This window comes from Ornithinimicrobium sp. F0845 (genome assembly GCF_023015765.1).
Classification (GTDB): domain Bacteria; phylum Actinomycetota; class Actinomycetes; order Actinomycetales; family Dermatophilaceae; genus Ornithinicoccus.
In genome coordinates this window covers 1-5,374 of the sequence record NZ_JALKAL010000027.1, presented here as the reverse complement: position 1 = coordinate 5,374, position 5,374 = coordinate 1, and the positions used below count along the sequence as shown (strand labels likewise).

At 62.4% G+C, this 5,374-nt stretch carries 4 protein-coding genes; 2 read left to right on the top strand and 2 right to left on the bottom strand.

Annotation, left to right across the window (positions count from 1 at the left end):
- Window positions 1-1,259: 1,259 nt before the first annotated feature.
- Window positions 1,260-2,366: a DUF4062 domain-containing protein gene (locus tag MWU75_RS19540; protein ID WP_247094122.1), complete on the bottom strand. Its 1,107-nt coding sequence runs from the start codon at window positions 2,364-2,366 to the stop codon at window positions 1,260-1,262.
- 269 nt (window positions 2,367-2,635) lie between these two features.
- Between MWU75_RS19540 and MWU75_RS19535 the strand changes: the two genes are divergently transcribed.
- Together MWU75_RS19535 and MWU75_RS19530 are read left to right on the top strand one after the other, a co-directional pair.
- Window positions 2,636-3,736: a hypothetical protein gene (locus MWU75_RS19535; RefSeq protein ID WP_247094120.1), complete on the top strand. Its 1,101-nt coding sequence runs from the start codon at window positions 2,636-2,638 to the stop codon at window positions 3,734-3,736.
- A gap of 126 nt (window positions 3,737-3,862) precedes the next feature.
- Window positions 3,863-4,993 carry a hypothetical protein gene (locus tag MWU75_RS19530; RefSeq protein ID WP_247094118.1) on the top strand — a complete coding sequence of 377 codons (1,131 nt, stop codon included), beginning with the start codon at window positions 3,863-3,865 and terminating at the stop codon, window positions 4,991-4,993.
- A gap of 61 nt (window positions 4,994-5,054) precedes the next feature.
- On the opposite strand, the gene MWU75_RS19525 is transcribed toward MWU75_RS19530, so the two are convergent.
- Window positions 5,055-5,374 (bottom strand): hypothetical protein (locus tag MWU75_RS19525; RefSeq protein WP_247094116.1); only part of this gene is annotated, 320 nt, incomplete at its 5' end.

Genomic DNA, 5,374 nt, shown 5'->3' with positions numbered 1-5,374 from the left:
GCCGATGTCCGGATGTTTAGCGACGGCCCTCATCCTAGTCGCAGCTCGAGAAGCGGTGGTTGGCGGTTGTGACGATGACGCCCATCGTTTCCGTGGCCGGGCCACCTCAATCAGCCCAGAGCCGCGACCCGCACGATCGATGCCCGCGAGAGCGCGAAGGAGGAGTCCGTCGAGTCCCTCCGAGCCTATCGATGTCTATTGGGTGTTCCCGGTCGCGTCACAACGGATGCAGTCTTCCTGCTGATAGAATCGCACCTCCCCGGTCGACTCGAAGAGGACGGCGTAGCAGTACACCCTCCCTATGTTTTTGCCCGCCATCACTACGGTGCCGACATCTTCACGGTCACGGACGCGCACCCACTTGACGGCACCCTCCCACGGTGATTCATCCCCGCCTACGTACATCACACTGAGCTCCCTGCCCGCTGGTTGTGCTTCTTGATTTGTCGCCACACGTCGCTTGCCTTCTTCGATACGTTCCTAGCGGAAATGGCGGGGGTTAAGATTCCCCGCGTGCGGACCTCGAAGCGATAGGTACCGACGCTGAGAGACGCCCCAAGCGTCCTCGAGTCGATCGCCGATGCTGTAGGCGATGCGTCGCGCACTTTCATGGTCTGGGACTTCCAGCAGTTCGAGTTTCCAGAGGAGCTGCGGATCGGCGCAGCCACCCACGCGATTCTGAAAGTCACTAGGTTCCGCCCAACCTTCTCCCAGAACTCCCAGAACAGCATCCATTGTGTCGACGACGCCCACTGCTAGGCAAAGAGGCGATTGGAGCCCGACCCGCTCGGTCAGGAGCCCAGCTACTTTCAGCATTGCCCACACATGCGCCACAACGGGGGTCAAAGCAAACGTGCGTGCCGTCTCATCATTGCCTCTGCCCACCCATCCTCCGCGCGAACCCATCCCAATCTCAATGGCGCCGGATCGATGAATCGCGAAGTACTCGTCCCATGCCTCACCATAGGTTGAGGCGAGGGCAATGGCGTGTGCGGTCCTTTGTTGCGTAGCAGGCAGGGCGAATATTGACCCGTCGAGGTCTACGTACCGGTGCTCGCCAAGCCACGCGCTGAAGGACTCGTCAATCTCCAGTAAATTTCCCTCCGGGTCGGGAGGCAGAAGGACGAGTTGCACCGTGACGTCCTGGAGACGCCGAGAGAGACCACTCCGACCAAAATCTTCACGCGTCGTTGTATCGAGAGCCCACTCCCTAAGCTGTCGCCGCCACCGACCGCGCATGACCTCCTGATCTGCGAAGTTCACCCTTGTATCTCCCGACGGATGCGCAACGCGAAGTCTTGTGCAAGCGCTGGGGCGTCGTGAACGAGAGCAGGTCGGCGGCGAACCGGCGGAGTCAGTGAGACAACGACATCGCCGGCCGAGGTATGACCCATGACCATTGAGTTCGGGTTGGCCATCTGCTCCGAGCGGGTTCGCCAGGGCATGTAACCAGCATTTGACAGGGAGACTAGGGGGGCTACGTAAGTGAGTCTCTTTGGTTGATCGACGTAGTCGAGCAGCCGTGCGATGAATCGCAGCGCCCCTTCGATGCTTGCGATGACGTCTTCCTCAATGATCGACGGAAGGGCAGAACGTTCGTTTCGGTCGTCCTGCGCCTGGCGAGCGATCAGTACTCTCCCGCTTTCGTCTAGAGTGATAAAACGGCCCACTTGAGGCTGGCTCAAGCGGATCATGTCACCGACCACCGCGAGGTCGGTACCAGCGCTGGGCGTCAGAACGGCGTTGTCCCCCGTAAGGGCTTCGGCTAGCAGGTAACGCTGGAGTTGAGGATCGTCAAGTTGTGCTGGCCGCAATACTGCCCGCACCGGCCCGGGAGCAACACCCACGTGCAGAATTGGGTTATGGCTCCGGTCTTGAGCTGGCAGGAGGGCGCGTGCCCGCTCAATCAGTTCATTCTCGTTGAGCGGTGAAGCTTCGTTAGCAAGGGCGAACTCATGCAGGGCTCGGGTCACTCGGGTCCGCAGGTCTTCTGCGTCGGAGAACTCAGCCGTGAAGTGCCCTTTCTCCCAACCTTGAACTTCGCGGATGAACTCGACTTGTTTCGGCTCGGGGTGGCAGTCACGCTGTACGAACACCAATACCGGTCGCGACTCCCTCGCCTCCCGATACTCCTCGTGGGTCGCAGAGAGACCTGACTGCTGAACGTGTCCGTACCGCTCACCTAGCAACAGCACGACAGCTTGGGAATCCCTTACTCCCGCGAGACACGACTGCTGCGGACTGTCAGGCGATGCTTGAAAGTCTTCCGCACGGACGACTTCGTTGCCCAAAGTGACGATGGCCGCAGCGGCAGCCGCTCGAAGGGACTCATATCCCGAGATCAAGGAACTGACGAAGACCCGCACGTCAAGTAGTGTGCCACGCGACGCCGTGAGCCGGATCTCGCCACGCAGAGGTCGTGCGTGTGCTCGCCTGAGGCGGCAACGTTGGGATGATCAGATGTGGATGCTGCAACGCCGGCGAGGCGCGCAGGCGGACGTCACGCTCCTGCCTCACTGATGACGGCTACGCTCGTCCAAATCTGGCGTACCTAGGCCAGAACTTGGGTCGACTCCGTCGACGGCACGAGAGGCGCTATTCGCACGGTGCATGTCCCTGTGGGCGATGATGAGGCATGACCGCCAACACTCTCCTCCTCGAGCTTGTTACCGCTCGGGGACTCCAACCGGAACCCATCGCGACGCAGGGACTGGTGCACATCCTGCAGACGTCGCCGGCGGCGCGTAAGGCGATCACGGGGCTCGCGAACGGCATCCTGCCAACCGCCAATCTCGAGGAGTTGGTCTACTCAGGGCAGGCGGTCAGCTCGGCGCAGGAGGGCAGGCCAGATATAGTCGGCGCGGATACCGAGGGGGCCCGGCTTGTTATCGAGGCCAAGTTCGATGCGGCCCTTACAGGGCCGCAAGCGGGAGCCGGATACCTCAAGTGGCTTTCGAGTGGCCAACCGAGCCTTCTGCTCTACCTGGTGCCGAAGAACCGTGTCGTAAGCATCTGGCCCCGTCTCTTGGCTGGGCCCGCGGGAATACCGGATGCGCCGTTGCCGGACTCGTCCAGCGAGGACCAACCGTGGCTCGTGCACGGCCTCGCAGATGGAAACGCGGTCGCAGTCGTTTCGTGGGAATCGCTCCTGGCGCGACTTGAAGCCGTCGTAGTGGAACCCCCGCAGCTCTCTGACCTGACCCAACTGGCGAGCCTGGTAAGGGCTCACCTCAGGACCGGCTGGGCGCCCTTGGCTCACGGTGATCTTCCCGATCGCGCCGGCCAACAGCTCGCCGGACTGCGTCAGTGTGTGATCGACGCGGCGCTCCGAGTAAGTCCGAGCAAGACGCGGTCAGGCTCTAGTGACGCCGGCCCTGGTCGTTGGCTGGCGGTGAACGACAAGGCCGTTTTGTGGGCCGGACTACGCATCGGCACGTGGGGCCGACTGGGGCGCTCACCATTGTGGGCAATGGTGTGGAGCAAGGATCCCGTCGAGGTTCACGCCCTGCGCGAGGCCCTGGCCCCGCTGAGTAGCGATGGCCCAGGTGTCTTTGCGCTCGACGGTCGGACGTGGGGAGTCCCTCTATATGCGCCGGTCGGCGCTGAGCAAGGCGAAACGACGGACGCATTGGCCGAGCAGCTCAAGGTGATCCTTGACCTTCTGCACTCCGTGCCCGTGGATGCCATGGCTCCAGGCGAAGAGATGCCCCTTGAGCTGACTGATGGCGAACTATGACGCGCGACAGGCAGGCGGAACTTCGCGGCTGCGGCTAGACGAGGCCCTGAACCACCGCACTCATTTTGCCGCGGCGCGCGCGCCCACGTCGTGCGTTCCCGGCACGGGTGAAGCACCATGGTGGACATGAGGGCTACGGCGAAGGCGCTGCACGGCAAGGCACTGTCGTCCATGCGGACGGCGATGACCGCCTTCAACAGCCCTCACGATGACGGTCGAGCCACGGCCGTGCTCCTCCACCTACAGCATCCCTTCGAGATGCTCCTCAAAGCCGCGCTTGTCCAAGGGAGGGCGAAGGTCTTCGACAAGAAGACTGGGCGCAGCATTGGGTTCGAGTCTGCCGTCAACCATTCCTGTCAACTCACAAACCTCAAGCTGACCCAAAGCGAAGCGGGGACGCTCCGCGCCATCGATGCCCTTAGGGACGACGAGCAGCACTGGTTCAACGACGTCTCCGAAGGCTTGCTTTACCTCCACGCCAGGGCCTCGGTGACGCTGTTCGACGATCTCCTCTTCCGCGCCTTTCATCAGCGGCTTGCCGACTACTTGCCTGTCCGTGTGTTGCCAGTCTCGACGGAGGCTCCTCAGGACATCCTCGCGCTCGTGGACAGCGAGTACGCCAATATCGCCGAGCTGCTCAAGCCGGGTCGCCGAGCCCGCGGGGACGCACGGGCCAAGATCCGCACGCTCCTCGCACTGGAGGCGCACGTCGCCGAGGATACAAGGGTCAGCGACTCGGATGTGAATCGTGTCGAAAAGGGCATCAAGGCTGGCAAGACGCGCCAGTTGGTTTTTCCCAAGCTGAGTCCCCTTTCCGCCGAGATCAGCGGCGAGGGACTGACGGTGAAGGTCAAGATTGTCAAGCAGGCGGACGCACTGCCGGTGAGGCTTGTCCGTGACGGCAACGGCGGTGAGGACGTAGATGCTGCAGCGGTTCGGGAAGTAGACCTTCAAAAGAAGTTCCACTGGTCACCCTTCGACCTGGCCGACAAGTTGAGCATCTCGCGACCGCGTGCGACGGCGCTCCGTGATCACCTCGGCATCGACAAGGACCCTGACTGCCGGCATGTCTTCGAGTTCGGCTCGCAGAAGCACCCGCGCTTCTCCGACAACGCCCTTACGCGTATGCGCGATGCCGTCGCCAACCAGGATCTAGTTGCCATATGGGAGTCACATGGCCCTGGGCGTCGTTCGAAGCCCCGCCCTCCATGCTCCCAGCCTGACTGTGCCGACGCAAAGGACGAGAAGGCGTCATAGCGCCATGCGGCCGCAGCCGATCGGCATCCGCAATTGCCGCAAGTTGCGACGGACATCTTGCTCACCCAGAGGCAGCAGGCCACCAGCGATGGGAGACAGTGATGCCGTTGTCGAACTTGCAGTCGACGGGCTGGGGGAACAGGCGATTCTCGAAGCTGACCTCTTGTGCGTCAGCGAAGCGCTCATCGAAGGAGAACAGCGCGCCGCACTTGTTGTCCGCCGCCTGCCAGTTCACGGCAGAGGCGACGAACAGGGCCACAGAGCCCGTAACGACTACGAGGGTCATCACTACGGTGGCTCGCACCCTGGTGTTCCTCACAGCCGGATCTTTGCACGGACGGCCGCCGGTCCGCCCGATCGCCACGACCGGATTTGCCGCGT